The sequence below is a fragment of the Streptomyces sp. NRRL B-24484 genome (genome assembly GCF_000717715.1).
Taxonomy (GTDB): domain Bacteria; phylum Actinomycetota; class Actinomycetes; order Streptomycetales; family Streptomycetaceae; genus Kitasatospora.
On record NZ_JOAI01000005.1, the window covers coordinates 197382 to 222948 of the forward strand.

The 25567-nt window shown below is 75.5% G+C and carries 21 protein-coding genes; 9 read left to right on the forward strand and 12 right to left on the reverse strand.

Features of this window, described 5'->3' with window-relative positions; genetic code table 11:
- Positions 1-13: 13 nt before the first annotated feature.
- The 4 genes from IE98_RS0106475 to IE98_RS0106490 all read right to left on the reverse strand — a co-directional run bounded on the left by IE98_RS0106475 (position 14) and on the right by IE98_RS0106490 (position 4695).
- The gene (locus IE98_RS0106475; protein ID WP_052390193.1) at positions 14-1018 is read right to left on the reverse strand and encodes a zinc metalloprotease; all 1005 of its coding nucleotides are present in this window, start codon (positions 1016-1018) and stop codon (positions 14-16) included.
- Between the two features lie 253 nt (positions 1019-1271).
- Positions 1272-2204 (reverse strand): SDR family oxidoreductase, encoded by a 933-nt coding sequence (locus tag IE98_RS0106480; protein WP_052390194.1) that lies wholly within the window; start codon positions 2202-2204, stop codon positions 1272-1274.
- Positions 2201-3145 carry an alpha/beta fold hydrolase gene (locus tag IE98_RS0106485; protein ID WP_052390195.1) on the reverse strand — a complete coding sequence of 315 codons (945 nt, stop codon included), beginning with the start codon at positions 3143-3145 and terminating at the stop codon, positions 2201-2203. Before IE98_RS0106485 ends, IE98_RS0106480 begins: the two co-directional genes overlap by 4 nt.
- Positions 3142-4695, reverse strand: coding sequence for a flavin-containing monooxygenase (locus tag IE98_RS0106490; protein ID WP_052390196.1), 1554 nt, complete (start codon positions 4693-4695; stop codon positions 3142-3144). Before IE98_RS0106490 ends, IE98_RS0106485 begins: the two co-directional genes overlap by 4 nt.
- 195 nt (positions 4696-4890) lie before the next feature.
- Between IE98_RS0106490 and IE98_RS0106495 the strand changes: the two genes are divergently transcribed.
- Both IE98_RS0106495 and IE98_RS0106500 read left to right on the forward strand, forming a co-directional pair.
- Positions 4891-5658, forward strand: a complete 768-nt coding sequence (locus tag IE98_RS0106495; protein ID WP_052390197.1) for a MerR family transcriptional regulator — start codon at positions 4891-4893, stop codon at positions 5656-5658.
- Between the two features lie 73 nt (positions 5659-5731).
- The gene (locus IE98_RS0106500; RefSeq protein ID WP_030265585.1) at positions 5732-6622 is read left to right on the forward strand and encodes a DMT family transporter; all 891 of its coding nucleotides are present in this window, start codon (positions 5732-5734) and stop codon (positions 6620-6622) included.
- A gap of 58 nt (positions 6623-6680) precedes the next feature.
- Here the strand turns inward: IE98_RS0106500 and IE98_RS0106505 are convergent, their stop codons facing one another.
- Positions 6681-7454, reverse strand: coding sequence for a (2Fe-2S)-binding protein (locus tag IE98_RS0106505; RefSeq protein WP_052390198.1), 774 nt, complete (start codon positions 7452-7454; stop codon positions 6681-6683).
- Positions 7455-7794: 340 nt separating this feature from the next.
- On the opposite strand from IE98_RS0106505, the gene IE98_RS0106510 reads away from it, so the two are divergent.
- From IE98_RS0106510 to IE98_RS0106530, 5 genes are all read left to right on the forward strand, one after another.
- Positions 7795-8991: an ATP-grasp domain-containing protein gene (locus IE98_RS0106510; protein ID WP_030265591.1), complete on the forward strand. Its 1197-nt coding sequence runs from the start codon at positions 7795-7797 to the stop codon at positions 8989-8991.
- Positions 8988-10679, forward strand: coding sequence for an IucA/IucC family protein (locus IE98_RS0106515; protein ID WP_030265594.1), 1692 nt, complete (start codon positions 8988-8990; stop codon positions 10677-10679). Before IE98_RS0106510 ends, IE98_RS0106515 begins: the two co-directional genes overlap by 4 nt.
- A gap of 47 nt (positions 10680-10726) precedes the next feature.
- Positions 10727-12505 (forward strand): IucA/IucC family protein, encoded by a 1779-nt coding sequence (locus IE98_RS0106520; RefSeq protein ID WP_030265597.1) that lies wholly within the window; start codon positions 10727-10729, stop codon positions 12503-12505.
- A complete protein-coding gene (locus IE98_RS0106525; protein ID WP_052390199.1) occupies positions 12502-13674 on the forward strand; it encodes a type III PLP-dependent enzyme in 1173 nt (390 codons plus the stop codon). Before IE98_RS0106520 ends, IE98_RS0106525 begins: the two co-directional genes overlap by 4 nt.
- 97 nt (positions 13675-13771) lie before the next feature.
- Complete coding sequence (locus tag IE98_RS0106530) at positions 13772-14578, forward strand: inositol monophosphatase family protein (protein WP_030265602.1); 807 nt, start codon at positions 13772-13774, stop codon at positions 14576-14578.
- A gap of 19 nt (positions 14579-14597) precedes the next feature.
- Here the strand turns inward: IE98_RS0106530 and IE98_RS0106535 are convergent, their stop codons facing one another.
- The 4 genes from IE98_RS0106535 to IE98_RS0106550 form a co-directional block, all read right to left on the reverse strand.
- Positions 14598-15800 carry a cytochrome P450 gene (locus IE98_RS0106535; RefSeq protein WP_030265605.1) on the reverse strand — a complete coding sequence of 401 codons (1203 nt, stop codon included), beginning with the start codon at positions 15798-15800 and terminating at the stop codon, positions 14598-14600.
- A gap of 50 nt (positions 15801-15850) precedes the next feature.
- Entirely contained in the window at positions 15851-16570 is a 720-nt protein-coding gene (locus tag IE98_RS0106540; RefSeq protein WP_030265608.1) for a tRNA-dependent cyclodipeptide synthase, read from the reverse strand.
- Between the two features lie 425 nt (positions 16571-16995).
- Positions 16996-18471, reverse strand: a complete 1476-nt coding sequence (locus IE98_RS0106545; protein WP_030265612.1) for a pyridoxal phosphate-dependent decarboxylase family protein — start codon at positions 18469-18471, stop codon at positions 16996-16998.
- A complete protein-coding gene (locus IE98_RS0106550; protein WP_030265615.1) occupies positions 18468-19835 on the reverse strand; it encodes a diaminobutyrate--2-oxoglutarate transaminase family protein in 1368 nt (455 codons plus the stop codon). Before IE98_RS0106550 ends, IE98_RS0106545 begins: the two co-directional genes overlap by 4 nt.
- A gap of 203 nt (positions 19836-20038) precedes the next feature.
- On the opposite strand from IE98_RS0106550, the gene IE98_RS0106555 reads away from it, so the two are divergent.
- On the forward strand, positions 20039-20641 hold the full coding sequence (locus IE98_RS0106555; RefSeq protein WP_030265618.1) for a class I SAM-dependent DNA methyltransferase: 603 nt from the start codon (positions 20039-20041) through the stop codon (positions 20639-20641).
- Here the strand turns inward: IE98_RS0106555 and IE98_RS0106560 are convergent, their stop codons facing one another.
- The gene (locus tag IE98_RS0106560; RefSeq protein WP_030265626.1) at positions 20642-21340 is read right to left on the reverse strand and encodes a response regulator; all 699 of its coding nucleotides are present in this window, start codon (positions 21338-21340) and stop codon (positions 20642-20644) included.
- Entirely contained in the window at positions 21337-22998 is a 1662-nt protein-coding gene (locus IE98_RS0106565; RefSeq protein WP_078660806.1) for a sensor histidine kinase, read from the reverse strand. Before IE98_RS0106565 ends, IE98_RS0106560 begins: the two co-directional genes overlap by 4 nt.
- A gap of 151 nt (positions 22999-23149) precedes the next feature.
- Here IE98_RS0106565 and IE98_RS0106570 point away from each other — a divergent pair, with 151 nt between their 5' ends.
- The gene (locus IE98_RS0106570) at positions 23150-24514 is read left to right on the forward strand and encodes a cation:dicarboxylate symporter family transporter (protein WP_030265632.1); all 1365 of its coding nucleotides are present in this window, start codon (positions 23150-23152) and stop codon (positions 24512-24514) included.
- Between the two features lie 80 nt (positions 24515-24594).
- Here the strand turns inward: IE98_RS0106570 and IE98_RS0106575 are convergent, their stop codons facing one another.
- Entirely contained in the window at positions 24595-25521 is a 927-nt protein-coding gene (locus tag IE98_RS0106575) for a hypothetical protein (RefSeq protein ID WP_030265634.1), read from the reverse strand.
- Between the last annotated feature and the right edge of the window lie 46 nt (positions 25522-25567).

Sequence of the window (25567 nt, forward strand, 5' to 3'; positions counted from 1 at the left end):
GGGCTGCGCCGGGTCAGGCCCGGTAGGCGGCCCAGGAGTTGGTCATCCGGGTCACCTGGCCCGGGGTGAACTGGTACATGCAGGAGTCGTACGTGTAGTCCATGAAGTTGTGGATCGGGTCGACGCCGGCCTTGCTCGTGCAGGTGTCGCGGCCGGTCGGGCAGGCGTACGCGGCGCTCTTCTCGGCCGGGGTGTCGGCCACGTAGTCGCCGTTTCCGTTGCAGCCGCCCTGGAAGGTGTGGTAGAGCCCGAGCCAGTGGCCGACCTCGTGGGTGGCGGTGTCGCCCTCGTTGTAGTTGGTGGCCGAGCCGCCGGGCACGGACGCGTCCAGGATCACCACGCCGTCGTCGGTCGGGTTGCCGGCGTAGGAGCTCGGGAAGGTCGCCCAGCCGAGCAGGCTCTGGCCGAGGCTCGCGGTGTAGAGGTTGAGCGCGTTGGCACCGCCCTTGCGCAGGGTGGACTTCATCTGCTTCTCGGCGCTGGAGCCGGGGGTGATGCCGCTGTACCAGACGGCCTTGTCCGTGTAGTCGGTGCCGGCCAGGGTGAACGTGAACGGCGACGCGGTGTTGCCGGTGCCCTGGCCGCCGTACGCGGCGTTGAGCACGGCGATCTGGTTGGCGACCGTCGCGGCCGACAGCTTGCCGGTGGTGCCGGAGTGGATGACGTGCACGTAGACCGGGATGCTCGTCGCCGCCAGGGCCGAGTCCGCGAGCAGCTGGGAGCCTTCGGAGGTCTTGGCCAGGTTGGCGACCCGGGCCTTCAGTTCGGCCTCCATCGCCTGGGCCTGCAGGTCGGTGACGGCGTTCGGCTCGTGCGCGGTGGAGCCGGCGGCACGGCGGGCGGCCGCGTCCTCTCCCCCGGTGCAGGCCGAGGCGCCCGGTGCGGCGAGCACGGGGGAGGAGGCCGGCAGGGCCAGCTGACCGACCGACAGGACGCCGGCGAGGGCGGTCGCGGCGAGCAGCCGGTTGCCGCGGAAGGCCGCGAGGGCAGGACGGATGACACGGGCAGAACGGCGCATCTGCTCTCCCGAGGAGGGTGTGGGGGAATGGCGGCATTGGGGGCCGCCGAGCAGAGGCTACGCATTCCCGCCGTGCACGTGTCAGATGCGTTCCGGCCGCGAATTGGTGCGGACAAATCACTCAAATGCCGGAGGTTTACCGGCCGTTGGGCTGTTCATGGGGAGCTTTTTCGCCAATCCGGAAGCACCCGGTTGGCCGAAAGCCGTCAGGGCCGGGGCGCCGGATTCCGCCACCCCGGCCCGAGACTGACGGTCAGTCCGCCGCGCCGTCCAGTCGACCCGCCGTCGGTTCACCCGAAAGTGCAGCGGTGGTCCGGACGGCGGTGTCGGCCTCGCCGCCCGCGCCGACCGGCCGCAGCCGCCGGTCCGCGGTGGCCCTCAACTCCGGCTCCAGCCGGGCCATGTCACGGCGGCCGCCGAGCGCCACCACCGAGGGCAGCAGCCAGCGGACCGGCTGCATGCCGCGCAGCCAGGCCTGCGCGTAGACGTGCACCGAGCGGCGGGCGATGCCGGCGATCAGCCGGTCCACGGCAGGTCCGAGCGGGTACGTCTTGTTGGCGGGCCAGGGCAGCCGGGCCCGCATCTGCTTCAGCACGGTGTCCTGGTCGGCGCCGCGCACCATGTCGGTGTCGGTCCAGCTGAGGTAGCCGACGCCGACCCTGACGCCCTGGTGCGCCACCTCGGCGCGCAGTGCGTGGGCGAAGGCCTCGACGCCCGCCTTGCTGGCGCAGTACGCGGACATCAGCGGCGCCGGGGTCAGCGCGGCCAGCGAGGCGATCTGCAGCAGGTAGCCGCGGCTCTCGGCCAGCGCGGGCAGGAACGCCCGGGCGGTGGCCACGCTGCCGAGCAGGTTGACCTCGATCACCCGGGTGAAGGCGCGGTGGTCGCTGTCCAGCAGCGGGCCGCCGATGGCGATGCCGGCGTTGGCGACCACGCTGTCGATCCGGCCGTAGCGGTCCTGGATCTGCCGGGCGACGGCGCTCAGCGCCTCCAGGTCGGTGACGTCGGCCTCCCAGGCGGAGGCGTGCGGGCCGCACTCGGCGGCGACCGCCTTCAGCTCGGCCGGCTCCAGGCCGACCAGCGCCACCTTGGCGCCCTGCGCGGAGAGCCGGCGGGCCATCAGGGCACCGATGCCGCGGGCGGCGCCGGTCACCACCACGACCTGGGAGGACAGGGGCGGGTTCATGCGGTGGCGCTCCTCTGCTTGTCGGCGCGGGTGCCGGCGCGGTTGTCGGCGGTGAGGGTGACGATCCGGCGGATCTCGGCGGCGACCTCGGCGGGCCGCTCCATCGGGGACATGTGTCCGACGCCCGGCAGCTCCAGCAGGCCCTGCGGGTCGGGCAGCGCGGCGGCCATCCGGCGGGCGTGCACCGGCGGGGTGAGCCGGTCCCTGCTGCCGACCACCACGGCGGTCGGCGCGGCCAGCCCCGCGAGACCCGCGGTGACGTCCAGCTCGCCCAGCACCTTGGCCCAGCCGTGCCGGACGGCCGTCGGGCAGGCGTGCACGATCCGGGCACAGGCGTCCACCCGGGCGGCCGGCGTGCCGGGGCCCATCGTGGCGTACTTGAGCAGGGCGCGGCTGATGCCGTTGACCGGGCCGAGCGGCAGCTTCGACTCCAGCACCGCCCGGTGCAGCGCCCGGCGCAGCCCGGTGCCGCGGACGGCGGCCGGGACGACCAGCAGTTCGGCGACCAGGTCGGCCGGGCCGGTGCTGATCAGCACGGCGCCGGCCGTCCGGGCGGCGACCCGGCCGCGGTCGGCCGCGGCCATGATCGTCATGCCGCCCATGCTGTGGCCGGCCAGCACCGCACGGCCGCCGTCCGGCAGCACGTCGGTCAGCACGGCCTCCAGGTCGTCGGCCAGCCGGGCCGTGCCGTACCCGGCGGGTCCGGACGGGACGTCGCTGCGGCCGTGGCCGCGCTGGTCGTAGGCGACCACCCGGTGGTCGGCGGCCAGCCGGTTGACCACCGGCGCCCAGAACGGGGTGGAGCAGGTCCAGCCGTGGGCGAGGACGACCACGGGGGCGCCGTCCGGGCCGTACAGCTCGACGTTGAGCCCGGTGCCGTCGGCGGAGCGGACCCGCCGGATCCCGGCCGGGTCGGGCAGCACGCAGTCCGCGTCGATCACGCCGGCACCTCCTCGGCGGGCGCGGCGGCGGTGACGGCCGCGGTGCGCTTGATCAGCTCGTACTCGGCGAGGTCGACCCGGCGGGTGGCGCGGCGGAAGGCCGAGGTCGACGCGGGCCACAGCACGGTGTTCTTCCCGCTGTCGTCGAGGTACCAGCTGACGCAGCCTCCGGTCGTCCAGACCGTGCGGTCCATCCGGTGCTGCAGTTCGAGGTTCCAGTGCTTCTGCGCGACGGCGGTGGGCTGCATCGCGGTCGCGCCGACCGAGTCCAGGGTGGTGAGCGCGTCGACCAGGTAGTTCAGCTGCGACTCGATCATGAGGATCATCGAGCTGTTGCCGAGCCCGGTGTTCGGGCCGATCACGAAGAACAGGTTGGGGAAGCCGCGCACGGTGGAGCCGCGCAGCGCCTCCATGCCGCCCTTCCACTCCTCGGCCAGGCTGCGCCCGCCGATGCCGAAGACCCGCTGGGCGATCGGCATGTCGGTGACGTGGAAGCCGGTGCCGAAGACGATCGCGTCCACCTCGTGCTCGCTGCCGTCCCCGGCCACCAGGGTCGAGCCGCGGACCTCCGCGAGCCGGGAGGAGACCAGCTCGGTGTTGGCCGCCGCCAGCGCCGGGTAGTACGTGTTGCTCAGCAGGATGCGCTTGCAGCCGATCCGGTAGTCCGGGGTCAGCCGGGCCCGCAGCGCCGGGTCGGCGACACCGCGGGCGATGTGCTTCTCGGCGATCTTCTGGACGAGCTTCAGCAGGCCGGGGCGGCGGACGAAGGCGTCCACCTGGAGTTCGCGCAGCGCGAAGAGCGCGCCGCGGCGCAGCGCGCCGGTCGGCGGGAGGGCGCCGTGCAGCCACTTCTCCAGGCCGGTGATCTCGCGGTCGCGACGCGGCATCACCCAGGCCGGGGTGCGCTGGAAGACGGTGAGCCGGCCGACCTGCGGCTGGATCGCCGGGACGATCTGGGCGGCGGAGGCGCCGGTGCCGACCATCGCGACCCGCTTGCCCGTCAGGTCGTAGTCGTGGTCCCAGCGGGAGGAGTGGAACACCTTGCCGGGGAAGTCGGCGAGGCCGGGGACGTCCGGGATCTGCGGGTCGGCGAGCGGCCCGGCGGCGGAGACCACGGCGTCGGCCGTCCAGGTGCCGGCGGACGTGGTGAGCCGCCAGCGGGCCGGGCCCTCCTCCCAGCGCGCCTCGGTGACCTCCGCGCCGAACCGCAGGTGCGGGCGGAGCCCGAAGGTGTCGGTGACCTTCTCCAGGTAGGCCCGGATGTCGGGCTGGCCCGAGAAGCTGCGCGGCCACTCCGGGTTCGGCGCGAAGGAGAAGGAGTAGAGGTGCGAGGGGACGTCGCAGGCGCAGCCCGGGTAGCTGTTGTCGCGCCAGGTGCCGCCGACGGCGGCGGCCCGCTCCAGGATGACGAAGTCCGTGATGCCCGCCTGGCGGAGCCGGACGCCGGCGCCGAGGCCGCCGAAGCCGGAGCCGATCACGGCGACCCGCACGTGCGGATGGTCGGACGCGCCCGCGGCGGGTGCGGCGGGCTGCTTGCTGCGCGATGCCATGCGGCGGCTCCAGGGCAGGTGGCGAGGGTGGGGGGTATGAGGTGCGGGGTGCGGGTGGGTCCGGGCGGAGCTGGTGGAACGGCGGGGACTGTCGAGCCTAACCATGCCAGTAATCACTGGCACGATTGGCAGAGTAGCCGCTGCCGCCCCGGTGCGGAAGAAGCCGGGCACGACGCCTCACGGCGCGCCCGCCCTATGCTGAGCGGCGTGGCGGAGATCACCAGCACCAGCGGGCAGCCCCGCGAGTACCGCGTCGAGGAGCTCGCCGCGGCCGCCGGCATCACCACCCGGACCCTGCGGTTCTACCGCGAGCGCAAACTCCTGCAGCCGCCCCGCAAGGAGGGCCGGATCGCCTGGTACGGCGAACAGCACCTCGCCCGGCTGAAGATGATCGGCGAACTGCTGGAGCGCGGCCACACCCTCGGCGGCATCACCGAACTCATCGGCGCCGGCGAGAGCGGCCGCGACGTCGCCGATCTGATCGGCCTGCGCGACGAGATCGCCGCCCCCTGGTCCGACGAGACCCCCGTCCGGCTCGGCTGGGAAGAACTCCTCGCCGCCTTCGGCGACCAGCTCACCCCCGAGAACACCGCCGAGTCCATCGCCCAGGGCTACATCACCGTCGAGGAGGACGGCATCACCCACATCAGCCGCCGGCTGATGGACGCCACCCTCGCCCTGGTCGCCGAAGGGGTCCCGCTGGCCGCCGTCCTCGACGTCAGCCGCCGGACCCAGGAGCACCTGGACGCCGTCGCCGAGGCCTTCACCGAACTCGCCCGCGACCACCTGCTCGGCGGCCTCACCCACGTCGCCGACCTCACTCCCGAGGAGGCCGCCGGGCTGACCGAGCGGATCCGCCGCGTCCGCCCGCTCGCCCGGGCCACCGCCGACGCCCAGTTCATGCTCGCCATGGACCGCACCGTCCGGGCCGCGTACGACAAACTGCTCTCCGAGGGCTGCTGACCGGCGGCCGGCGCTGTTACGGCCCGTGATATTTCGGTCGGCACCGAACCGTCCGGCCGGTACCGTGCGCGGCATGGAGCAGACACTCACCGACACCGCCGCGCCGTTCGACGGCCGCGCCTTCGGCTCGGCCGCCACCACCGTCGTGCTGTGGGCCTCCGCCTTCGTGGTCATCCGGGACGCCGGGGCCTCCTTCGGCCCCGGAGCGCTCGCCCTCGGCCGGCTCGCCGTCGGCGCCGTCGCCCTGGTCGTCCTGCTGGTCGCCCGCGGCGAGGGGCTGCCGCCGCGGGCCGCCTGGCCCGGCATCGCCGCCTCCGGGGTGCTCTGGTTCGGGTTCTACATGGTGGCGCTCAACTGGGGCGAGCAGCAGGTCGACGCGGGGACGGCCGCGATGGTGGTCAACATCGGTCCGCTGCTCATCGCCCTGCTCGGCGGCTGGCTGCTGAAGGAGGGCTTCCCGCGCGGACTGGTCGCCGGGATCGCGGTCTCCTTCACGGGCGCCGTGGTGACCGGGCTGTCGATGTCCGGCGGCGGCGGGCACGGCTCGCTGCTCGGCATCGTGCTCTGCCTGCTGTCGGCGGCGGCGTACGCGGCGGGGGTCGTCCTCCAGAAGCCCGCGCTGCGGCACGCCACTCCCCTGCAGACCACCACCTTCGGCTGCATGATCGGCGCGGTCGCCTGCCTGCCGTTCGCCCCCGGCCTGGTGCACGACCTCGGCCACGCACCCGCCTCGGCCGTCCTCGGCCTCGTCTACCTCGGACTCTTCCCGACCGCCCTCGCCTTCACCACCTGGGCCTACGCCCTCTCCCGCACCACCGCGGGCCGGATGGGTGCCACCACGTACGCCGTCCCCGCCCTGGTCGTGCTGATGGCCTGGCTCCTCCTCGGCGAACTCCCCGCCCCGCTCGCCCTCGCCGTCGGTGCCCTCTGCCTCACCGGCGTGGCCGTCTCCCGCAGAGCGTGAACCCCGCAGGGGCGGGAGAGCCCAATCAGGGGCGCGTGGGGTGCACCCACCCCGTTCCTCACTGTTCCAGGCGGCGGACGCGTTCGTCGTCGGGGGTGCGGGGGCAGGTGGTGCAGGCCTCGTCGGGGCGGACGGCGTAGTAGAGGCAGCAGCCCTGGCGGGTCCGGGTCCAGTGGCGGCGGCCCTCCGTGCCGGGGAGGCGGCGGAAGGCGGCGGCGCCGCTGAAGGGCGGCGTGCCGCCCGGCAGCAGGACGGAGGCGGCGGTGACCGCCCGCTCCTCCTCGCCGAGGACCCGCCCGAGGTACCAGAGGGCCGAGACCAGGTCGTCGGTGACCATGCCCCAGAGCGCGTGCGGCCCGCGCCGGACGTACGGCTGGAAGGCCCCGAGCACCGGCCCCGCGTGGGCGGCGACCGCCGCCCGCAGTCCGTCCGGCCCGCGCGGCCCGCCCTCGGGGAGGTCGGCGAGCAGGGCGAGGTCGCCCGTGGACTCCTCGATCCAGAGGGCGGAGGGGGCGATCCGGGCGGCCCGCCCGTCGAGGTACCAGGGCCCGGCGGTGAGCAGGCAGAGCGACCACAGGTAGTGGTGGAGCAGCCGGGAGGCGGCGACGTGGGGCCGCGGGGCGGTGCCGTGCGCGGCCTCGATCCGGGCGGCCTCGGCGGCGATCAGGGCCTCGGCGCGGGCGGCCAGGGCGTCTCCGGGGCACCAGCGCCCGCCGTCGGCCGGCGGTCCGTCGAGCAGGGTGACCGGCAGCGCCGGGCAGATGTCGACAAGACGCCGAATCGACGTGGGTGGTCCGGCAGCGGAAGCGTGCACGGCCGTCAGCTGGAGCATCGGAGGACTCCCGTGATCAACTAAGGTATGCCTCACCTTACATGGACTTGACGGGCCGTCGACACGCCGACACCCCGACAGATCGGCCGATTTGACGCAATTAGGTACGCCTAACCTAAGGTTCGGTTCCGTGTCCACCGCTGAGCGCCCCGTGGCCGAAGCCCGCGCCGCCGCCACCGGCCCCGGCCCGGCCGCGGTTTCCGGGCGTCGCCCCCGGGCACGATCGACCGCACCGGACCGGCCGCCCGACCGCCCGGCGGCGGCCGCCCCGCCGCCCGACGCCGACACGTGCCCGCACCCGCGCCCCGCGGGCCCCTGCCACCATCCGAGGACGACGCCCATGCGGCTGTACCTGCTCGCCCTGAACCCGACCGACTCGGTCACCGAGGGCTTCCTGCCCGCGGCCGAACGGCTCGGCCTCTCGGTCACCGTGCTCACCGACCGGCCGGACGCCCACCGCGAGGCCTACCGCGGGCTGGCCGCGCCGCCCGAGGTGCTGGGCTGCGAGGTCCGGGACTTCCGCGAGGTCGTCGGCGCGGTCTCCCGCCACCACGCGCCGGACGCGGTCTTCAGCAACAGCGACCACCTGCAGACCCAGACCGCCCTCGCCGCCGACTACTTCGGGCTGCCGGCCAAGGACTGGCGGGCCACCCTGCGGGCGAAGAACAAGGCCCAGTTCCGCCGCCACCTCTCCGCGGCCGGCCTGGACGCCGTCCGTGCCCTCGAACTCGCCCCCGGGCAGCCGGTGTCCGAGCTGGACCCGCCCTACCCGTGCGTGGTGAAGCCGCGCGAGGGGGTCGCCAGCGAGGACGTCGCGCTGGTCGCCGACGCCGCCGAACTGGCCGCCCACTGCGCCGCGGTGCGCCGCCGCCGGCCGCAGGACGCCCTGGTGGTCGAGGAGTTCCTGGAGGGCGAGCTGCACACCCTGGAGACGCTCGGCGACACCGCCCGCCGCCGGGTGCTCGGCGGGTTCCGCACCCGACTCTCGCCGCCGCCGCACTTCGTCGAGGAGGCACTCGAGTTCGTCGCCGAGCACCCCGCGCCGGTGGTCGACCAGGTGCTGGCGCAGCTGGACGCCCTCGGGGTCGGATTCGGCGCCTGCCACACCGAGTTCGTCGTCCAGCCGGACGGCCGGGCCCGCATCGTCGAGGTCAACTACCGGGCCATCGGCGACCAGTGCGACCTGATGCTGGCCGAGCTGCTGGACATCCCCTACTTCGAGCTCGTGCTCCGTGTCCACCTCGGCGAGGCGCTGCCGGACGACCTCGGCGCCCGCACCGGCACGCACGGCCACAACCGGCCGGTGCTCGCCGACCGGGCCGGCACCCTCACCGCCGCGCCGCCCGCGCAGGAGCACGAGGAGGACGGCGTCCGCCTGGTCTACCGGCCGTTCCGCCCGGTCGGCGAGCACCACGAGCACCACCGCACCAACCGGGACTACCTCGGCGTGGTCTGGGCGGTCGGCGCCGACCGCACGGCCGTGGACGGCGCCGTCGACCGCTTCCTCGCCGCCAACCGCTGGGAGATCACCCCGTGACCGCGGCCGTCCGGACCGACGGCCCGGAGGAGCTGCTGACCCGCCGCGTGCTGGGCGCCCTGCACCGCGAGGACGTGCTCGGGCTGCGTTCGGCCGCCGCGCTCGAACAGCGGCCGGACGGCGCCTGGCTGCGCGGCGGCCGGCTCGCCCTGCCGGTCACCGAGGACGGCTTCCAGAGCCGCTGGACGGCCCGCCGCCCGCTGCTGGAGGTCGACGGCCGCCCGCTGACCGGCCTCGACGAGATCCTCGCCGCGGTCGCCGGCCTCGCCGATCCGCGCGACCGGGACGGCCACACCGCCTTCGCCGAGGAGTGCCGGCAGGCGCTCGCCACCATGCGGCTGCACGAGCGGGCCCGGGCGGCCGTCCTCGACGGCCTCGCCGAGCGCCTCGGCCCGGACCCGGCCGACTGGACCGGCCCGGCCGCGTCCCTCGGCTTCGACACCCTCGCGGCCTACCTCGACCACCCGGTGCACCCCGCCGGGCGCGGCCGGTCCGGCCTCGACGACAACCAACTGCGGTGCCACGCACCCGAGTTCCACCCCACCTTCGAGCTTCGCTGGCTGATCCTGCCCGAGGCGGCCGTCACCCGGCACGGAGCCGGGCCGCTGCCGGGCTGGTGGCCCGCCCCGGCCGACCTCGGCGAACCCGGCCCGGGTCTCGCCCTGCCCGTCCACCCGCTCACGGCGACCCCCGAGCTGGCCGCCCTGGTGCCCGGCGCGCGGCTGGCCGAACGGCCGTACCTGACCGTCCGTCCGACGCTGTCCATGCGCACCGTCGCGGCCGTCGAGGACCCCTCCGTCCACCTCAAACTACCCGTCGCCACCGCCACCCTGGGCCTGCGCAACCGGCGCACCATCAAGCCCGGCAGCCTGGTCGACGGCGCCGCCGGACAGCGGCTGCTGGCGGCCGTCACCGCCCGCGAACCCCGGTTCGCCGGCACCGTGCTGCACGCCGACGAGCAGTGCTTCGCCCACGCCGGCCACGAGCTCCTCGCCGTGCTGCTGCGCCGCCAACCCGCCGGGCTGGAAGCGGCGGTGACCGTTCCGCTGGCCGCCCTGCTCGCCCCCGCCCCCGGCGGGCGCACCGTCCTCGACCACCTCGCCGACCGCTTCCACGGCGGCGACGTGCTGCGCCTCTACGACGAGCTGCTGCAGCTGCTGCTCGACTGGCACACCACCCTGTTCTCGTACGGCATCGCGCTGGAGGCGCACCAGCAGAACACCTCGCTGGTACTGGACCGGCCCGACGGGCGCACCCGGATGCGGCTGCTGCTCAAGGACGACGACGGCCCGCGCATCAACACCGCCCGGCTGGGCGAACTGGCGCCGTACGCCGACGCGTTCGACGACCCCCGGATCGCCGGCACGGACGACCGGCCGGTCACCGACCTGTTCACCACCATCACCGGCCACCTGTGCACCGGTGCCCTCGCCTTCGGGCTCGCCGCCCTCGGCCGCGCCCCGCTCGCACGGAGCCTCGGCCTGCTGCGCACCCGGCTCACCGAGGCCGTGGACCGGCTCGGCCCGGCCGGCGCCCCGCTGCGCACCGCCCTGCTCGACGCCCGGGAACTGCCGGTGAAGGCGATGGTCACCGCCGGGACCCTGCTCAGCAAGGAGCGCTCGGGCGCGGCCGACATCAACAAGCACTACACCACCGGGCCCAACTACCTGCTGGAGGCGCCCAGGTGAGCACTCCCGCAGGCGCCCGCCGCCCACACCCGCGAGGGAGCACCCGGATGACCCCACGGCTCGACGCCCGCCACACCTGCGCCCCCACCGGGCTGCCCAGCGCCGACCACGCCGTCGCGCACACCCTGCTCAACTGCCTGCTGCGCGAGGTCTCCGCGCCCGAGCACCAGACCGCCGTCCTGGACGGCCACCTGGTCGTCCGGCTGCCCCGCCGCGGCGCCCTGCTGCGGGTCGCGCTGCGCCGCACCTCGTTGTCCGGGGCTCACCGCTTCACCGGTCCCGTCCTCGCCCGCACCGCCGACGCCCCGCGGGCGAGCAGCCTGCGAGAGGGCGCCTGGCGGGAGCTGGGCTGGCGGGAGCTCGCCGAGCAGGTCGAGGCGGAACTCGGCCACCGCGGCGGCACCGCCAACGACGAGTTCCTCGCCCAACTCGCCTCCAGCCACGCCGGGGTGACCGCCGCACTGGCCGACCGCCCGGAGCCCGGACCGGACCGCTACCTGGAGTCCGAGCAAGCCTTGCTGTTCGGGCACCGCTTCCACCCCGCGCCCAAGGCCCGCTCCGCCGGCCGCACCGCCGACCCGGCCGCCTGGACGGCCTACGCCCCCGAGGCCCGGGCCGCCTTCCGGCTGCGCCACCTCGCCGTCCGCGCCGACCTGCTCGCCGAGGACGCCGCCGACCCCGCCGCGGCCGCCCTGCTGGACGGGCTGCGCGGCGCCGTCCCGGACGGCTACCGGCTGCTGCCCGCCCACCCGTGGCAGTACTCGCTGCTCCGCGAGCACCCGGCGCTCACCGCCGCGCTCGCCCGCGGCGACGTGCTCGACCTGGGCCCGGGCGGCGCGCCGTTCACCGCCACCGCCTCCGTCCGCACGCTGTACGGCGCCGGCGCCTTCCTCAAGTTCAGCCTCAACGTGCGGATCACCAACTGCCTGCGAAAGAACGCCGCGTACGAGCTGGCCGGTGCCGTGGCGCTCACCCGGCTGCTGGCCGGGCCGTTCGCCGACCTCGCCCGGCGCTTCCCGGACGCCGCCGTGCTGCGCGAACCCGCCTTCCGCACGCTCGCCCTGCCCGGCCCGGACGGCCGCCCCGACACCGCCCTGTACGAGGGCTTCGGCCTGATCGTCCGCGAGGGCCTGGCCGGTGCCGTCCGCCCCGGCCTCACCCCCCTGCTGGCCGCCGCCGTCGCCGACGAGTACCCGACCAGCTCGGCGCAGATCGCCGCGCTGCTGGACGGCGCCGGCCCGGCCGCGGCCCGCGACTGGTGGGCCCGCTACCTGCGGCTGGTCGTCCCGCCGGTGCTCGCCGCCTACTTCGACCACGGCGTGGTGCTGGAACCGCACCTGCAGAACGTGCTGGTCTGCGTGGACGCGGACGGGCGTCCCGGGCAGGTGCTCTTCCGCGACCTGGAGGGCACCAAGCTGCTGCCCGGCCACCACGCCGCGGCGCTCGCCGGCCTGCCGCCCGAGGTCGCCGGACCGATGACCTACGACGCCGACCGCGGCTGGGACCGGGTGGTCTACTGTCTGCTGGTCAACCACCTCTCCGAGCTGCTCGCCGCCCTCGCCGACCAGGCGCCGCCCGCCCGCTCCGGCCGGCTGGAGTCCGGCCTCTGGGCCGAACTGCGCGCGGTGCTGGACGAGCGCGCCGACGCCCACGGCCGCCCGTCCCGGCTCACCGCGCTGCTGGACGGCGCCCCGCTGCCCGCCAAGGCCAACCTGCTGACCCGCTGGGAACGCCTCCCCGACCGGCAGGCGGGATACGTGCGGCTGCCCTCTCCGCTCGCCCCCGAGGTGCTCGCCGAGGCCGCCCGCAGCGGGGCCGCGCGGTGAGCGCCGCCCCGGGCACCCTGGTCGCCCGCCGCGTCGAGGCGCTCGCCCCGGAGGAGCTGCCGGCCTACCTGTACGACCTGCCGGCGCTGCGCAGCCACGCGGCCGCCGTCCGGTCCGCGCTGCCCGCGCGGGTCGAGCTGTACTACGCCGCGAAGGCCAACCCGGAGCCGGCCCTGCTGACCGCCCTGCGGCCGTACGTGGACGGCTACGAGGTCTCCTCCGGCGGTGAGGCCGCCCACGTCGGGGCCGCGGTGCCGGGCGCACCGACCGCGTTCGGCGGCCCCGGGAAGACCCCGGCCGAGATCGCCGCCGTGCTCGCCGCGGGGGTGCACCGCTGGCACGTGGAGAGCGTCCACGAACTGCGCCTGCTCGCCGCCTCCGGCGAGGCCGTGGACGTCCTGCTGCGGGCCAACCTGCCGGTGGCCGAGGGCGGCCTCGACGGCGTCGCCCTCGCCATGGGCGGCCGGCCCAGCCCGTTCGGCATGGACGGGGCCGGCGTCGAGGAGTGCCTGCGGCTGCTGGACTCCCCCGGCTTCGGTCGGCTGCGGCTGCACGGCGTCCACGCCCACCTCGCCAGCGGTCTCGACGCCGCCGGCCAACTCGCCCTCGCCGAAAGGATCGTGGACTACACCGTCGGCCTCGGCCTGGCCGAGGCCAACGTCGGCGGCGGCATGGCCGTGGACTACGCCGACCCCGGCCACCGCTTCGACTGGACGGCCTACGGCACCGGCCTGGAGAAGCTGCTCGACCGGCACCCGGGGCTGCGGCTGCGGATCGAACCCGGCCGTTCGCTCACCGCCCACTGCGGCTGGTACGCGACCGAGGTGCTGGACCTCAAGCACAGCCACGGCGAGGACTTCGCGGTCGTCCGCGGCGGCACCCACCACCTGCGGACGCCGGCCACCCGCGGCCACGCCCAGCCCTTCGCCGTGCTGCCGTCCGAACACTGGCCGCACCCGTGGGAGCGGCCGGCCGCGACCGGCCCGCTGGTCACCCTCTCCGGCCAGCTCTGCACGCCGAAGGACGTGCTGGCCGGCCGGGTGCCCGCGGCGGGCCTGCGGGCCGGCGACCGGGTGGTGTTCGCGATGGCCGGCGCCTACGCCTGGAACATCTCCCACCACGCGTTCCTCATGCACCCCCACCCGGGCTTCCACTTCCTGGACGGGTAGCGGCCCCGGGTGCGCCCGGTGGTCCCGGGGCCGCCGCAGGTCGGGGACGGCCGGGCATGGGAGAGTGGTATCCGGCGAAGGGAGCGTTCGGGTGCTGATGGAGAAGGTGGCGGAGATCCTCGCCGAGGCGTCGGCGGAGGCGGTCGAGCCCCGGTTCCGGGCCCTCGCGGCGGGCGAGGTGCTGGAGAAGGCACCCGGTGAGATCGTCACCGTCGCCGACCGGGAGGCCGAGGTGATCATCGCCCGGCGGCTGCGCGAGCTGCTTCCGGTGCCGGTGGTCGGCGAGGAGGCGGTGGCCGCCGATCCGTCACTGGCCCTGGCGCTCTCCACCGAGCCCGCCTGCTGGCTGGTGGACCCGGTCGACGGAACGGCGAACTTCGTCGCGGGCCGCCCGGACTTCGCGGTGATGGCCTCGCTCGTCCGGGCCGGCCGTACGGTCGCCTCGTGGATCTACCAGCCCGTCGACGGCGTCTGTTACTCCGCCGAACTCGGGTCCGGCGCCTGGCGGGACGGGCAGCGGCTCGTCCGGCAGCCGGCCGCCCCGGAGCCGCAGAAGTGGCGCGGCTCGGTGAAGAGCCGCTTCCTCGACCCGGTGCTGCACCACCAACTGCAGACCAATGCCCGGGTGTTCGGCGAGGTGTCCGCCGGCCGGCGGTCGGCCGGCATGGAGTACCCGCAGCTCGCCGACGGCCGGCAGGAGTTCATCCTCTACTGGCGCACCCTGCCCTGGGACCACGCCCCCGGTTCGCTGCTGGTGACGGAGGCCGGCGGCGTCTCCGCGCGGCTCGACGGCAGCGAGTACCGCCCGGAGCCGCCGGGCGGTCTCGACGGGCTGCTGGTCGCCTGCGACCCGGCGGTGTGGGACCGCACCCAGGAGATCCTGCTCGGCGCCGCCGTGCACTGACCTCCCCGGGTCGCCTCGGCTACCAGAGCACCGGCAGGCGCTCGGGCAGCCGCTTGATGAAGCCGGGACGCCAGGCGAGCTGCTCCACCGGCAGGGCGAGCCTCAGCTCCGGCAGCCGTTCGACCAGCGCGGTCAGGGCGATCCCGGCGTGGGTGCGGCCGAGGGCCGAGGCGGGGCAGAAGTGCCGGCCGGCGCCGAAGGCGAGGTGCGGGTTCTCCGGGCGGTCGAAGTCGATCCGCTCGGGGTGCGGGAAGACCGCCGGGTCGTGGTTGGCCCCCTCGACCAGCACGAGCACCAGCTCGCCCTCCCGGACGAGCACCTCGCCCAGCTGCACGTCGGCCGTGGCCAGCCGGGGCAGCGCGTCGCCGATGGACAGGTTCCAGCGCAGCAGTTCCTCCACCGCGCGGTCGATCACGCCCGGCTCGGTGCGGATCCGCTCGGCCAGTTCCGGCTGCTGCATCAGCACGATCACGGCGTGCAGCAGGAAGGAGGAGGTGGAGACCGCGCCGGCGCCGAACAGCGAGAGCGCCACGGTGGCGAGCAGCTCGTCGGGGATCCGGTCGGCGGCGTCCGGAGAGCGGCGCAGTTCGGCGAAGCGGCCGAGCAGGCCCTCGGTGGGCTCCGGGTCGGCGTTGAGCCGGTCGACCATGTACCCGAGGTCCTTGTACCAGTTGGCGGTCGAGCCCTCGAACGGGGTGGGGCTGGTGAGGAAGGCGACGTCGATCCCGGCCATCAGCCGCCGCCGGTCGTCGGTAGGGATGCCGAGCAGCCGGCAGTGCAGGGCGGCCGAGTAGGGCTCGGTGAAGCCGTCGCGCAGTTCGCCGGGGGCGCCCTGCTCGACCAGCCGGTCGATCAGCCGGTGCGCCTCGGCGGCCAGCCAGGGCGCCAACTCCCTGTCGGCGCGCGGGTTGAGGGTCTTCATCACGGCCTGCCGCAGCCCGGCGCTGTTGATGTTGCCCATGTTGTTGACCACCTCGGGCGGGATGGTCAGCGCGTACTGGCGCGGGACGCCGGGGTTGGCGGTGTCCTTGAGGCTGAACCGCTCGTCCTCCAGGACCTGCCGGGCGAGGTCGAAGCTGCTGACCAGCCAGGCCGGATCGCCGGTCATCGTGCGGACCTTGGCCACCGGGTGCTTCTCGCGGAGGGCGGCCACCTCCTCGGGGACGAGGTCGCCCCGCCGGGAGAGCGGGAAGGTGAACTCGGGCTGTTCGGTGACGGTCATCGGGCTCCTCGCGAGGGCAGGGGTGAGGGTGGTGGTGCGGTGGCCGGGGTTCAGGCCGCGCGGCGGTCGGCCGCGGCGTCGGCGGGACGGACCACCGCGTAGGCCTGGCCGGGGGCCGCGCGCAGCCCGTCCGGCCGGCCGAACAGCACCGGGGTGAGCGGCAGTTCGACGTGGTAGCAGGCCACGGAGCTGGGCACGCCGAGCAGGGCCGGGGTGTCCAGGAAGAAGGGCAGCTCGGCCGCGATGTAGCGCAGGCCGGCGGCGAGTTGGTCGGCGGTCGGCGCGGCGCCGTCGAGCCGGGCACGGAGGAAGCCGAGGGCCATCCGCTCGGCGGCCTCGCGGAACGGGCGGTCGTCCGCCAGGGCGGCCAGCACCTCCGCGTGCAGCCGGCGGTACGTCTCACCGCCGGTGAAGTCGGAGAGGGCGTGGGTGCGGACGCCCGGGCGGCCGGCGTCGGCGGCGCCGCGCTCGACGCGTCGCCGGGTGGCCTTGACCTCCTTGGCGGCGCGCCGGGCGGCGGCCTCCGGCGGATAGCCCTGGGCGCCGAACTGGGCGTCCACGTGCAGGTCGGCGTGGACGATGTCCACCGTGGCGAAGAACTCCTTCCCCCAGTGCACGAGTTGGGTGATGCGGCGGGCGCTGAAATAGCTGTTGCCGGGGCTGACACCGATCAGCAGGTGGTCGCCGCGGGCGAAGACGCGGTGGCACCGCGCGGAGTACGGGAATGCCTGGAATTCGTCGATCGTGGTGCTCAGCAGTGTTTCGCTCATGCCGATTCCTCCGCCGGACGGGGACGGGTGCGGACGGCCGCGGATTCACCGGGCCGAAGGTGCGCGTGCAGGGCGGCCGCACGGGTCCGGCGCCGGGGTGGGGCGCTTCGGACGGGGCCGGGAGACGGGGGCGGGACGGGCTCGGATCGCCCGCGAGCAGGCCGAAGACGGCACGGCGGAGCCCCCTCGCGCCGCTGGTCCCGGGGAGCCGTGTGCTCCCGGTGTGGCGGCGACCACGAGAAGCTACCGCCGGTCTTCACCGGTCCGGCAAGCCCGCCCAAGGGATTGGCAGAATTCCCACCGGGCGCGGCTGAAAAGTGCTGGACAGGCGTCGCACGGTATGTCCACGGAACGAATCGGTGCCGATTAACAAATCACCGCAGGAATGACCAGTGTGCTTTTCTCCGAAAGGATCTGACCGGCCGTCACCCGAAGTTGTGCGATTCCTCCGCCCGGCGCCCGGCCGCGAGCACGGCGGCGAGGACGGCGTCCAGGTCCGCGGGTGCGGTGTGCGGGTTCAGCAGGGTGAGCTTCAGGCGGACGCGGCCGTCGCCGTCGCCGGGGAGTTCGGTGCGGCCGACGACCGCCCGGCCGGTGCGCAGCAGGTCGCGGCGGAGTTCGGCGTTGAGCCGGTCGAGCCGGGCGGGGGCGGCCGACCGGGGCCGGTAGCGGAAGACCACGGTGGTGAGCACCGGTGGGCAGTGGAGTTCCAGCTCGGGTTCGGCGGCGACGGCCTCGGCCGTGTACCGGGCCAGCCGGTGGCAGGCGTCGACCAGGGCGCCGAGCCCGTCCCGGCCGAGCACGGCGAGGGTGACGGCGAGTTTGAAGGTGTCCGGGCGGCGGGTGGTGCGCAGCGAGAGGCCGAGCAGGCTGGGGTAGCCCGCCTCCTCGTCGTCGGCGGGGTTGAGGTAGACGGCGCGCCGGGCGAGCGGGGCGTACGTCTCGGCACTGCGGACGAGGAAGACGCCCGCGGCGGCGGGCTGCCAGCCGAGCTTGTGCCAGTCGAGGGAGAGGGAGTCGGCGCGCCCGATGCCGTCGAGCAGCGGGGCGAGGCGGCCGGAGAGCAGGGCGCCGCCGCCGTACGCGGCGTCGACGTGCAGCCAGGCGCCGTACCGGGCGGCGAGGTCGGCGGCGCGGTGCAGCGGGTCGACGGCGCCGGTGTCCGTGGTGCCGGCGGTGGCGACCACGGCGATCGGGGTCTCGCCGCGGCGGACGGTGTCGGCGAGGGCGTCGGCCAGGGCGCGTCCGTCCATCCGCAGGGTGCGGTCGACGGGGACGGGCCGGACGGCCCGCTCGCCGAGGCCGAGGACGGCGGCGGCGCGCTGGACGGAGAAGTGCGCGGAGGCGGAGGCGAGGATCCGCGGCCGGGCGCCGGCGGGGAGGCCGTGCAGCTCGGCACCGGGGAGGGCACGGTCGCGGGCGAGCATCAGGCCCATCAGGTTGGACTCGCTGCCGCCGGAGGTGAGCACGCCCGCGGCCGTCGCCGGAAGGCCCGCCAGGGCGGCGAGTTCGGCGAGCAGGGCGGTCTCGAGAGCGGTGGCGGCGGGGGCCTGGTCCCAGGAGTCCTGGGAGGGGTTGAGGGCGCTGACCGCCAGGTCCGCGGCGGCGGCGACGGCCAGCGGCGGGCAGTGCAGGTGGGCGGCGCAGGCCGGGTCGGCCGGGTCGGCCGCGTACGCGGCGAGCAGCCGGGTGAGCCGGGCCAGCGCGTCCGGGCCGGGCGGCGCGGCGAGGGCGGCGCGGACGAGCCCGGCGATCTCCTCGGGCCGGCCGGCCGGGACGGGGCCGCCGCGGTCCTCGGCCCCGGCGGCGAGCGCGGCCAGCACCTCGTCCAGCAGCGGCCGCAGTGCGGCGGGGCCGGCCCTGCCGCCGGAGAGGGCGTCCGAGCCGGCCGGGGGTCTCACGGTTGCGCCCGGGAGGCGGCGTCGAGGGCGTCGGCGAGCCGGTCGAGGACGGCCTCGGCCTGCTCGTCGGTGATGGTGAGCGGTGGCAGCAGGCGGAGCACCGCGCCGTGGCGGCCGCCGAGTTCGACGATCAGGCCGCGCCGCAGGCAGGCCTCGCGGACCCGGACGGCGAGCGCCGGGTCCGGGGGCAGGGCGCCGCAGCTGTCGGGGGTGCCGGCCGGGTCGACGAGTTCGACGCCGAGCATCAGGCCGCGGCCGCGGACGTCGCCGATCACCGGGAGGCGGCCCTGCAGGCCCGCGAGCCGGGCGGCCATCCGTGCGCCGACCGTCCGGGAGCGCTCGACCAGACCCTGCGCGGCGACGTACCGCAGGGTGGCGGCGCCGGCCGCCATGGCGAGGGTGTTGCCGCGGAAGGTGCCGGTGTGCGCGCCGGGCCGCCAGCCGTCGTACTCCTCGCGGTAGACGACGGCGGCGAGCGGGAGGCTGCCGCCGATGGCCTTGGAGAGGACGATCGCGTCCGGTTCGATGCCGCTGTGCTCCACCGCCCACATGGCGCCGGTGCGGCCGACGCCGGTCTGCACCTCGTCGACGATCAGCGGGATGCCGCGGTCGGCGGTGATCCGGCGCATGGTGCGCAGCCAGTCGTCCGGCGCCGGGACGACCCCGCCCTCGCCCTGGACGGCCTCCAGGATCATCGCCGCGGGGGCGGTGACCCCGCCGGCCGGGTCGTCCAGCAGCCGTTCGGTGTAGGCGGCGGACAGCTCGGCGCCGCGCTCGCCGCCCACGCCGAAGGGGCAGCGGTACGGGTACGGGTAGGGCAGCCGGGTGACCTCGCCGCCGCCGGGCAGCGGGGCCTTGACGGCGACCGAGCCGGTGACGGCGAGCGCCCCGGCCGTCATGCCGTGGTAGGCGCCGGTGAAGGCGAGGGCGCCGCTGCGGCCGGTGGCGGTCTGCATGAGCTTGAGGGCGGCCTCGACGGCGTCGGTGCCGGCCGGGCCGCAGAAGTGCACCTTGGCGCGGGCGGCGAAGGCGGGCGGCAGCGCCTCGAAGAGGGCGGTGGTGAAGTCGTCCTTCTCGGCGGTGGCGATGTCGAGCAGGTGGAGCGGGGCGCCGCCGTCGAGGGTGCGGCGGATGGCCTCCAGCACGACGGGGTGGTTGTGGCCGAGCACGAGGGTGCCGGCCCCGCTGAGGCAGTCGAGGTAGCGCCGTCCGTCGGCCCCCTCCACGGTCATGCCGTTGGCCCGGACCGGCACGATCGGGAAGGACCGGGCGTAGGTGCGGGCGGCGGACTCGCGGATGCGCTGGCGGCGCAGGATGGCGTCACCGGCCGGGGCGGCGGTGTCGACGGTGGGGCTCACGGGCAGGCTCTCCTCGCAAAGTTAGGTAAGCCTAACTTTACCGGTTGGAGCCGGTCCGCCGCCGCAGGACCGGACATTTCACCCCGAAGTCGACCTGCCCAAGGCTCCGCCCTGCCCCAACGAGCCGACCGCCGAAAGGTCACGGCCCGAGCGGGTGCACCGGCCGCGGCCGCCCCCGGGCGCTCGGCCCGGCCCCTAGACTGCGGCGCATGAGCGAGGACGAGCGTGCGGAGCGCGCACGCACCCGGGAGTTCTTCGCGGTCCGGGCCGCGGGGTGGGACGCGAAGTTCCCCGACGACGGGCCGCGGTACGCCGCGGCGATCGCCGAACTGGCCCCCGGCGAGGGCGCGTTCGTGATCGACGCCGGCTGCGGCACCGGGCGGGCGCTGCCGCTGCTGCGGGACGCGGTCGGGCCCCGGGGCACGGTGCTCGGGGTGGACCTGACGCCGGAGATGCTGGCCGTGGCCTCGGCCCACCGCCCGGTCGCGGCCCTGGTGCAGGCCGACTGCGCCCGGCTGCCGCTGCCCGACGGGGTGGCCGACCTGGTGTTCGGCGCCGGTCTGATCGCCCATCTGCACGGGCCCGCCGAGGGATTGAGCGAACTCGCCCGGGTGACCGCGCCGGGCGGCCGTCTCGCGCTCTACCACCCGATCGGGCGGGCCGCCCTCGCCGCCCGGCACGGCCGCGCGCTCACCCCGGACGACCTGCGGGCCGAGCCCAACCTCCGTCCGCTGCTGGCCGCGAACGGCTGGCGGACGGTCTCGTACACCGACACCGACGAGCGCTTCCTCGCCGTCGCCGAGCGGGTCTGATCAACTGCGCCAGCGGTAGCAGAGCTCGGGCCGGCCGACCTGGCCGTACTGCGGCTCCCGGACGGCGAGCCCGGTGTCGACCAGGTGCTCCAGGTAGCGGCGGGCGGTGATCCGGGAGACCCCGGCGGCGGCGCCCGCCGCCGCGGCGGAGAGCCCGGCGTCGGCGGCCCGCAACACCCCGGCCACGGTCTCCAGCGTCGGGGCGCTCAACCCCTTGGGCAGCGCGGACCGTTCGGGGGTGCGGAGCAGGGCGAAGGCCTGGTCGACCTCGTCCTGGCCGACCGCCTCGCCGGGCCGGCCGAGGCTGGCCCGGTAGCGGGCGTAGCGGTCGAGCCGTTCGCGCAGCGCCGCGCTGCTGAACGGCTTCAGCAGGTACTGGACGACGCCCGCCGACACCGCCTGGCGGACCATCGCCAGGTCCCGGGCGGAGGTGACGGCGATGACGTCCGTGGTGTGGCCGGCCGCCCGCAGGGTGCGGCAGAGCTGCAGCCCGTGGCCGTCCGGCAGGTAGAGGTCGAGCAGGGCCAGGTCGACGGGGGTGCCGGCGGCCCGGGCCCGTTCCAGGGCGCGCAGCGCCCCGGCGCAGCTGTGCGCGGTGGCGGCCACCCGGAATCCGGGGGTACGGGCGACGTAGAGGCCGTGCGCGTCGGCGGCCACCGGGTCGTCCTCGACCACCAGCACGGAGATCTCCGCGGTCATCGGGCGGCCTCCCGCTGCAGCGGCAGCCGGACGGTGAGCACGGCGCCGCGGTCTCTGCCCACCTCGACGGTGCCGCCGTTGCGGCGGGCGGTCTGCGCGACGAGCGCGAGGCCGAGGCCGCGGCCGTGCTGCTTGGTCGTCCAGCCGCGCCGGAAGACCTCGCCGACGGCGGCGGCGGCGATGCCGGCGCCGGAGTCGGCCACCCGGATCAGCAGGTGGCCGTCGTCGACCCGGGCCACGACGGTGACCTCGGGCGGGCCGGGGTGCTCGGCGGCGTTCTCGATCGCCGCGTCGACGGCGTTGTCGATGAGGTTGCCGAGCACGGTGACCAGGTCGCGCGCGGCGAGGTCGGGCGGCAGCACGCCGTCGTCGATCCGGCTGTCCTCGGTGAGGACGAGGTCGACGCCGCGTTCGGCGGCCTGCGAGGCCTTGCCCAGCAGCAGTGCGGCGAGGACGGGTTCGCCGACCGCGCCGACCACCTTGTCGGTGAGGCGCTGGGCGAGTTCGAGTTCGGCGGTAGCGAAGTCCACCGCGTCCTGGTGGCGGCCGAGTTCGACCAGCGAGACGACGGCGTGCAGCCGGTTGGCGGCCTCGTGGGCCTGCGCGCCGAGGGCGTCGGCGAAGCCCCGGACGCTGTCCAGTTCGCCGGTGAGCGACTGGAGTTCGGTGTGGTCGCGGAGGGTGAGCACGCTGCCGAGGCCGGTGCCGATCGGCGAGGTGTTGAGCACCACGACCCGCTCCGCGGTCAGGTGCACCTCGTCGTGGGCCGGTTCCGGTGCGAGCACGGCCCTCACCAGCGACTCGGGCAGGCCGAGCGCGTCGAACGGCAGGCCCTCCACCTCGCCCTGCAGGCCGAGGAGTTCGCGGGCGGCGTCGTTGCAGAGCACCACCCGGTGCGCGCGGTCGAGCAGCACCAGGCCCTCGCGGACGGAGTGCAGGGTGGCCTGGTGGTAGTCGTACAGGTGGCTGAGTTCGGCGGCGCCCATGCCGTGGGTGTGGCGGCGGAGCCTGGCGTTGGCGAGGTAGGTGCCGGCGCCGCCGAGCGCGAGGGCGCCCGCCGCGACGCCGACCAGGGCGAGCAGCGGGCCGCGCAGCCGGGCGCTGATGGACTCCAGGGTGATGCCGGAGCTGACCAGGCCGACCACCCGGCCCCGCCCGTCGAGGATCGGGGTGACGACCCGGACGGACGGGCCGAGGGTGCCGGTGTAGGTCTCGCTGGTGGTGCGGCCGGCGAGCGCCCCGTCGATGTGGCCGAGGAAGGGGCGGCCGATCTGCGCCGGGTCGCGGTGCGCCCAGCGGATGCCGTGGGTGTCCATGACGGTGACGAAGTCCACGCCGGTGTCCCGGCGGACCCGCTCGGCGTAGGGCTGCAGCACGGCGGTCGGCTCCGGGCCGGTGGCGGCCTCGGCGACGGCCGGTGCGTCGGCGACGGCCCGGGCGGCGGCGGTGACCTGGCGGACCGCGGCGTCGTGGGTGCGGTGCTCGGTGAACAGGTAGGCGAGCACGGCGCCGCCGGCGACCACCGCGGCCACGATCACCACCTGCACGGCGAAGAGCTGCCCGGCGAGGCTGCGCAGCGGCCGGCGCACGGGACGGTCCCCCGTGGCCGGTCGGACCGGCGGGGCCGTGCGGGCCGGACGGCCTGGGCGGATGCGCATACCGGCCAGTGTGCACGGTCCGCCCCCGGCGGCGGCACCGCCCGGCGTGAACTCTATGAACGCAAACGTGACCCGCGTCACGGCGGCGCCCATAGTCTTCACCGGCCCTCCCCCGGGGCCGTCAGGGACAGCAGGGCGAAGGAGCCGTGGGATGTCGAGCGCAGGAGCAGTCCGCCGCAGAGCCGACCGTACGCACTACCTCTACCTGGCGGTGATCGCGGCGGTGGCCGCGGGCATCGTCCTCGGCCTCGCCGCGCCGGACGTGGCGGTGGAGCTGAAGCCGGTCGGCACGGGCTTCGTCAATCTGATCAAGATGATGATCAGCCCGGTGATCTTCTGCACCATCGTGCTCGGCATCGGGTCGGTCACCAAGGCCGCCAAGGTCGGCCGGGTCGGCGGACTGGCACTCGGCTACTTCCTGGTGATGTCGACCGTGGCGCTGGGCATCGGCCTGCTGGTGGGCAACCTGATCGAGCCCGGAGCCGGGCTGCACCTCACCAGCGCCCTCGCCAAGTCCGGGCACGCCCAGGCGGCCGCGGGCGAGGCCACCGGGACGGCCGACTTCCTGCTCGGCATCATCCCGACCACGCTCTTCTCCGCCCTCACCGAGGGCAAGGTGCTGCAGACCCTGCTGGTGGCCCTGCTGGCCGGCTTCGCCCTGCAGGCGATGGGCCCGGTCGGCGCGCCGGTGCTGCGCGGTGTCGAGCACCTGCAGCGGCTGGTCTTCCGCATCATGTCGATGATCATGTGGGTGGCCCCGATCGGCGCCTTCGGCGCGATCGCCGCGGTGGTCGGCGCCACCGGCACCGCCGCGCTGAAGAGCCTCGCGATGATCATGTTCGGCTTCTACCTGACCTGCGCGCTGTTCGTCGCCGTGGTGCTCGGCCTGCTTCTGCGGCTGATCACCGGGGTCAACGTGTTCTCGCTGCTGCGCTACCTCGGCCGCGAGTTCCTGCTGATCCTGTCGACCTCGTCCTCGGAGAGCGCACTGCCCCGGCTGATCGCCAAGATGGAGCACCTCGGGGTCAGCCGTCCGGTCGTCGGCATCACCGTGCCGACCGGCTACAGCTTCAACCTGGACGGCACCGCGATCTACCTCACCATGGCCTCCATCTTCATCTCGGAGGCGATGGACAAGCCGATGTCGCTGGGCCAGCAGCTCTCGCTGCTGCTCTTCATGGTGATCGCCAGCAAGGGCGCGGCCGGGGTCACCGGCGCCGGCCTGGCGACGCTGGCGGGCGGCCTGCAGTCGCACCGGCCGGAGCTGGTCGACGGCGTCGGCCTGATCGTCGGCATCGACCGCTTCATGTCGGAGGCCCGGGCGCTCACCAACTTCGCCGGCAACGCGGTGGCCACCGTGCTGATCGGCCACTGGACGGGCGAGCTCGACCGCGAGCGGCTCGACCTCGTCCTGGCGGGCGGGCTGCCGTTCGACGAGTCCGCCCTCGCCGACCCGCACACCGGCACCGTCCCGGCGCAGCCGCAGGCGCCGGAGGTGGAGACCAGCAAGGCCTGAGCCGACCCCCGGCCCCGACGGCGCCCCCGGATCCTCCGGGGGCGCCGTCGTGCGTTCCCGGGGCGGCCGGGCCGGCGGCGTCAGGCCTCGGCGGTGCCGCTGACCGCCCAGGCCAGGCCGGTGGCCGGGTCCTCCAGGGCGAGGTGCAGGTACCAGAGCTCGTCGCGGGGCTCCGACCAGGCGAGGCAGCGCAGCCGGGCGACCAGGGCGTTGACCTCGGCCGCGACCGGCCGGGCGGTGCCGGCCATGGCGGCGAGCAGGTGCCAGACGGCGAGGCGGCCGTGGGCGGTGCCGAGCCGGGGCGCACCCGAGGCTGCCTGGACGAGCGCCGGGTAGGCCGCGGCGAACGGCAGGTGGCCGGCCAGCACCCGCCGGCCGGGGGCGAGCTGGGCGGCCGCGTCGGGGGCGGTGCCCTGCACGCAGACGGTGGTGAGCCACGGCGCGAGCGAGGCCGACGGCCGGGCCGCGGCGGCGCCGGCGACGGGCCGTCCGGCGGCGGGGAGGTCGAGGCTGCCGAGGTCCTCGCGGGTGTCGGGCAGGGCGAACAGGGCGCGCCGGGCACCACCGGCCGGCAGGTAGTCGCGCACCCGGACGGCCTCCTCCCAGCCCGCCTGCTCCCAGGGCTCCAGTGCGAGGGGCACGCCCTCCGGGTCGGCCTCGGCGCACCCGGCGACCTGTTCGCCGAGCAGGGCCCGGGTGTGGGCGACCAGCCGCCGGACGGGTGCCGGCTCCAGCAGCGGGGCCAGCCGCCGCCAGGAGTGCCGGGTGGCGAGGACCTCCCAGAAGGGTCCCGCGTCGTGGTCGTGCTCGCCGGCGGCGTACGGGCCGCCGTCGTGGTCGAAGAGCCGGGCGGCGTGCTCCGGCGGCGCCGCGTACGCGATGAGGTGCCCGATCGGGCCGGCCGTGCGGGAGGCGGTCCCGCGCAGCCGCCGGAACAGTCCGAGCAGTTCCGGCCAGCGGCCTGCCGCCGCCAGCTCCCCCGCCTGCCGCTCCACGTACGTGATCATTCCGCCAATGTACGTCCGCACCCCGCCCGGGGACCGCCGGGTGACG

Coding starts and splice junctions, on each gene's coding strand:
- IE98_RS0106560 (WP_030265626.1), bottom strand. CDS start 21,340: ATGACCGCGGAGATCTCCGTGCTGGTGGTCGAGGACGACCCGGTGGCC.
- IE98_RS0106500 (WP_030265585.1), top strand. CDS start 5,732: ATGGAGCAGACACTCACCGACACCGCCGCGCCGTTCGACGGCCGCGCC.
- IE98_RS0106475 (WP_052390193.1), bottom strand. CDS start 1,018: ATGCGCCGTTCTGCCCGTGTCATCCGTCCTGCCCTCGCGGCCTTCCGC.
- IE98_RS0106540 (WP_030265608.1), bottom strand. CDS start 16,570: ATGAGCGAAACACTGCTGAGCACCACGATCGACGAATTCCAGGCATTC.
- IE98_RS0106530 (WP_030265602.1), top strand. CDS start 13,772: ATGGAGAAGGTGGCGGAGATCCTCGCCGAGGCGTCGGCGGAGGCGGTC.
- IE98_RS0106505 (WP_052390198.1), bottom strand. CDS start 7,454: ATGCTCCAGCTGACGGCCGTGCACGCTTCCGCTGCCGGACCACCCACG.
- IE98_RS0106565 (WP_078660806.1), bottom strand. CDS start 22,998: ATGCGCATCCGCCCAGGCCGTCCGGCCCGCACGGCCCCGCCGGTCCGA.
- IE98_RS0106495 (WP_052390197.1), top strand. CDS start 4,891: ATGCTGAGCGGCGTGGCGGAGATCACCAGCACCAGCGGGCAGCCCCGC.
- IE98_RS0106555 (WP_030265618.1), top strand. CDS start 20,039: ATGAGCGAGGACGAGCGTGCGGAGCGCGCACGCACCCGGGAGTTCTTC.
- IE98_RS0106535 (WP_030265605.1), bottom strand. CDS start 15,800: ATGACCGTCACCGAACAGCCCGAGTTCACCTTCCCGCTCTCCCGGCGG.
- IE98_RS0106480 (WP_052390194.1), bottom strand. CDS start 2,204: ATGAACCCGCCCCTGTCCTCCCAGGTCGTGGTGGTGACCGGCGCCGCC.
- IE98_RS0106570 (WP_030265632.1), top strand. CDS start 23,150: ATGTCGAGCGCAGGAGCAGTCCGCCGCAGAGCCGACCGTACGCACTAC.
- IE98_RS0106490 (WP_052390196.1), bottom strand. CDS start 4,695: ATGGCATCGCGCAGCAAGCAGCCCGCCGCACCCGCCGCGGGCGCGTCC.
- IE98_RS0106520 (WP_030265597.1), top strand. CDS start 10,727: ATGACCCCACGGCTCGACGCCCGCCACACCTGCGCCCCCACCGGGCTG.
- IE98_RS0106510 (WP_030265591.1), top strand. CDS start 7,795: ATGCGGCTGTACCTGCTCGCCCTGAACCCGACCGACTCGGTCACCGAG.
- IE98_RS0106575 (WP_030265634.1), bottom strand. CDS start 25,521: ATGATCACGTACGTGGAGCGGCAGGCGGGGGAGCTGGCGGCGGCAGGC.